The sequence below is a fragment of the Chitinophaga sp. genome, from assembly GCF_035564935.1.
In the GTDB taxonomy this organism is placed as follows: domain Bacteria; phylum Bacteroidota; class Bacteroidia; order Chitinophagales; family Chitinophagaceae; genus Chitinophaga.
The window spans coordinates 1-4,056 of record NZ_DATMTE010001113.1; the positions used below are offsets into that span (position 1 = coordinate 1).

Genomic DNA, 4,056 nt, shown 5'->3' on the forward strand with positions numbered 1-4,056 from the left:
GATGTTACCCAGGAAGATATTGACCGGATCAAGGATCCGGAGAACTGGATATTACAGCACAAAGTAAAATATGCGCCTGCCATAGAAACGCCTACCGGGCCTGCCATCTGCGAAATACGCATGATCTACATCTGGCTGGATGGCGCTGCAAGGCCAATGCTGGTGCATAACCTGGCCCGGATCAGCAAGGGCAGAATGATAGGCGTAGGATTCAACAGCCAGGATACCTGGGTAGGCGGCAGCTGCTGCTTTTTTGAATCCGGCAACACAAAATAAAAAGAGGAAAGCAGCACTGCTTTCCTCTTAATAGAATTATTCAAATTCTTCAATCAGCGGGCCGGTAGTGTACTCACTCTTTTTTCCCACGCCAATTGCCAGTTCCTGGTTTTCGCTGTTTTTAACGATCAGGAAAGGCTGACCATATTTCTGTTTACCGGAAAAAATCACCGCAATATCTGTACAGGAATACACATCCTCATTGCTCAGTGTTATTTCCTTGTTGTTGTCCAGGATATTTTCCGTTTTTTTATTTTCTTTCCGGAGATGTAATTTTCTTCCTACATACTGTTGTTTCAGCCATTCGTAGTTGCCGTTGATAATCACCGGTGTGTTCGGAAGATTGTCTTCAGGCACCTGGTAAAGCAACAGTTTCCGGTCTTCATCACGCAACGTGAAAATAAGCGTGGGCGTACCTTCCAGGTTTTTCCGGTCGTAGTCTACAATGCGGAATGTTTTATTCTCTATTGCTTTATAGGGCGTATAAAAATGTCCTCCTTTGAGCACACTTTTATAGGGCACCTCTACTACGGCTTTCATCTTGAGATTATCCAGCAGGGTATCTTCTTTATTTCGCACGGCGCGCCGTGGATTAAGTTTCAGGAAAGTGATCTCCTGTCCTACCAGCGTTAGCTGGGCTATATCCGGTGTAAGATGCTGAAAGGCAATGCTGCTGTCGTAAGGAACTAAAACCGGCTTCTTCTGCGTATCCCTGTATTTGATCTGGGCGGTAGCGCCAAAGGAAACCGCCATTCCCAAACACAAGGCTAAATGTTTCAATTTCATATCACTAAAATATTGGCAAAGATATATTGTTTCGTTGCTGCACCTGACACAGCAATTTGTTAAAAAACATAACGGAGAGTTTGCAAATACATTGCGTAGTGCACTTTTATCTTTGGTATAAATATTTACTTTTATGTAAATATGTCAACTTAATACCTGTCCTTATGTTTAGTAACCTGGCCATAGATGTGGCGCTTGGCCTTATTTTCATTTACCTGTTATACAGTTTACTGGCCTCTGTAGTACAGGAACTGTTTGCCAGGATCTTTAATTCCAGGGCGCGGCTGTTAACCAAAGGTTTACGCCGGATGCTGGAGGAAGATGATCATAGTGCGGATCTCGGCTGGTTTGGAAAGTTTACTTTCTTCAATTGGTTTTACGAACTGGGGTGGAGCGTGGTTTACTTTTTCGAACCTTTCCGGAAAAATCCTTTCCTTAAAAAGTTCTATAACTCCCCTTCTATCCGCAGCCTGGGTAAAAACAGTGCCACATCGCGCCCGGCCTATATCAGCCCGCAGATCTTTTCCCAAACAATGGTGCACCTGTTGCGTGGCAGCGTACCGGAACATAAAGGAAACGACGTACAGGCCATGAAAGCGGCGCTGACACATAATTACCTGCACCTGGCGCCGGATACGCGGGAGCATCTGCAGCAACTGTTTGAAGATGCGGAGCACAATATAGCAGCCTTCCGCGCAAATATGGAAGGCTGGTTCAACGAAACCATGACCCGCACCAGCGGCTGGTATAAGAAACAAACGCAGGCCTGGTTGCTGTGTATCGGTATTACCATTGCGGCCTTGTTTAACGTGGATTCCATCGCCATAGCGCGGATCATGATGAAAGACAAAAACGTAAGATCCCAGCTGGTGCAGCTCGCCGCCAGCCGCGCGCCGGATTATTCGGCTATTACGGATACGCTTATACGTAAAAACGTGCTGCAGAAAGACAGCGCCTTTTTCCGGGGCGATACCTCCATCCGTATATTCGTAACCGATACCTCGCTGATTGGCATATACGCCATGCTCCGCAGCGATGCCGGCGATGCGGCGAATGTACTGGGCATCGGCCGGCCCTGCATCACTGATACCACCAGCGGGCATCTTACCGTACGATGCGGTTATACACATCCTTTCCAGCAAAATGGCTGGCTCATTTTTGCCGGTTGGTGCATCACCGCGCTCGCCATATCGCTGGGCGCTCCCTTCTGGTTCGACCTGCTGGGCAGGGTCGTAAAATTCAGGACTACCGCCCCGGCAGATAATACTGCCGCCACACACTAAAGAAGATGTTGTAGCTTTGTGCATCTCCTCATCTCTCTAAAAAATAACTATGAAACGCACCAATTATTCCTCCGGCGCGCTCTGGGAAGGGAAAGTAGGCTACTCCCGTGCGGTAAGGGTAGGCAATATCATTGAAGTATCCGGCACCGTAGCATCCGATAACGATAAGGTAGTAGCCGAAGGTGACGCCTATGAACAAACAAAATTTGCCCTGGCAAAAATAGAATCAGCGCTGATCAATGCAGGCGCCACATTACATGATGTGGTACGCACCCGTATGTTTGTAACAGATATCTCCAGGTGGGAAGAATATGGAAGGGCGCACGGGGAATTTTTCAGGAGTATAAAACCGGCTACTACCATGGTGGAGGTAAGCAAGCTGATTGATCCCCGGTATCTTGTGGAAATAGAAGCCACCGCTATTATAGAGCAGAAAGCCTGACGGGGAAGGACTTCTGCGCCAGGTAACCAGGGCGCAGAAATCGTGATAATATTATTTATACAGCTCTGTCCATTTCAGCATACCTCCAACCAGGTTCCTGGTGTTGGTAAAACCCATGGAATCGAGCAACATACAAGCCTGCCCGCTGCGGTTACCGCTACGGCAATACACGATGATTTCCTTGTCTTTCCAGTCTTCAATTTCATCAACCTGCATCTGCTGTACAAAGCCCAAAGGAATATGTGTACCGCCAATGTTGAACTCTGCGCGTTCATGAGGCTCTCTTACGTCTAATATGTAAAGTTCTTCACCGTTGTCTATACGTTGTTTCAGTTCTTCTGCCGTAATGTTTTGCATGTTATTAAGTATTTAGAATCAAATTACATCATTTTCAACTATTCCTGTTCAACAGGTTTCACAGTAGCAGTACTATCGGTTACCGGTTTGGTGGCAGATAACCAGAAGTCCACGCTTTCACCGGCCCTTACCATATTAAAGTCGCCGATCTCGTTTTTACGGGTAGGTACCTGCTTAATGATATAGGCGTTTGCCGTATCTGTTACACCGGGGTCAATGATCACTGTACCCTGGTTGAGGTTACTGGCGCTGAGCATTTCACGGGCTTCTGCAAAGGTGAGGCCCACAAAATTAGGCACCGGGTTTTCCACACTGCCGGTTCCGCTGCTCAGGATCAGGGTAATATTGCTGCCTTCTGCTACTTCCGTACCCGGCTTCACTTTCCTGCCGTTCAGCAGTTGCTGTAATACGGTGTTGGTGGCAAAATCCGGTTTGTAAATAGTATCGCCCACATTGAGCCGCATGCTTTTCAGCATCATTTCGGCGCTGCGGAAGGTAAGTCCCTCGAGGTCCGGCATTTTCACCATAGGCGCCACAGTTTTATTTACGGTCAGGTAAATAGTTCTGCCTACTTTTACCTGTGCTCCTTTGTCAGGCGTTTGCGCATACACGGCCAGGGGCGGAATGGAGTCAATATAAATAGAATCCCTTACATCGGCTTCAAAGCCGGCTTTCTCCAGCAATTCAATAGCTTCCTTTACATTTTTCCCATGTACATCCGGCACGGTTTGCTGTTGTCCATGTTTGGTGATGAAACCCAGCATAGAGAAAAACAACAGGGCCAGAACAAAAAACATTACAATAACCGCCAACAGATTAAATAAAAAAGAGCGTTTGGTAATAAAGTCGAACACGATAGTTATATTAAGTGTGATAATCTTTATTTCCCGCTTTCTTCCAAAAGCAGGCCAT

The 4,056-nt window shown here is 46.9% G+C and carries 5 protein-coding genes and 1 pseudogene; 3 read left to right on the plus strand and 3 right to left on the minus strand.

Annotated elements, in window-relative coordinates:
- Window positions 1-276: pseudogene (locus VN105_RS28770) on the plus strand (hypothetical protein); the annotation flags it as partial.
- Window positions 277-312: 36 nt separating this feature from the next.
- Here the strand turns inward: VN105_RS28770 and VN105_RS28775 are convergent.
- Window positions 313-1,062 (minus strand): hypothetical protein, encoded by a 750-nt coding sequence (locus VN105_RS28775; RefSeq protein ID WP_325646775.1) that lies wholly within the window; start codon window positions 1,060-1,062, stop codon window positions 313-315.
- Window positions 1,063-1,226: 164 nt separating this feature from the next.
- Here VN105_RS28775 and VN105_RS28780 point away from each other — a divergent pair, with 164 nt between their 5' ends.
- The gene (locus VN105_RS28780; RefSeq protein ID WP_325646777.1) at window positions 1,227-2,345 is read left to right on the plus strand and encodes a hypothetical protein; all 1,119 of its coding nucleotides are present in this window, start codon (window positions 1,227-1,229) and stop codon (window positions 2,343-2,345) included.
- Window positions 2,346-2,394: 49 nt separating this feature from the next.
- On the plus strand, window positions 2,395-2,787 hold the full coding sequence (locus VN105_RS28785; RefSeq protein WP_325646778.1) for a RidA family protein: 393 nt from the start codon (window positions 2,395-2,397) through the stop codon (window positions 2,785-2,787).
- A gap of 51 nt (window positions 2,788-2,838) precedes the next feature.
- Here the strand turns inward: VN105_RS28785 and VN105_RS28790 are convergent, their stop codons facing one another.
- The gene (locus VN105_RS28790) at window positions 2,839-3,144 is read right to left on the minus strand and encodes a rhodanese-like domain-containing protein (RefSeq protein WP_325646780.1); all 306 of its coding nucleotides are present in this window, start codon (window positions 3,142-3,144) and stop codon (window positions 2,839-2,841) included.
- 38 nt (window positions 3,145-3,182) lie between these two features.
- Window positions 3,183-4,056, minus strand: an 874-nt coding sequence (locus VN105_RS28795) for a PASTA domain-containing protein (protein ID WP_325646782.1), incomplete at its 5' end; no start/stop codon positions are given.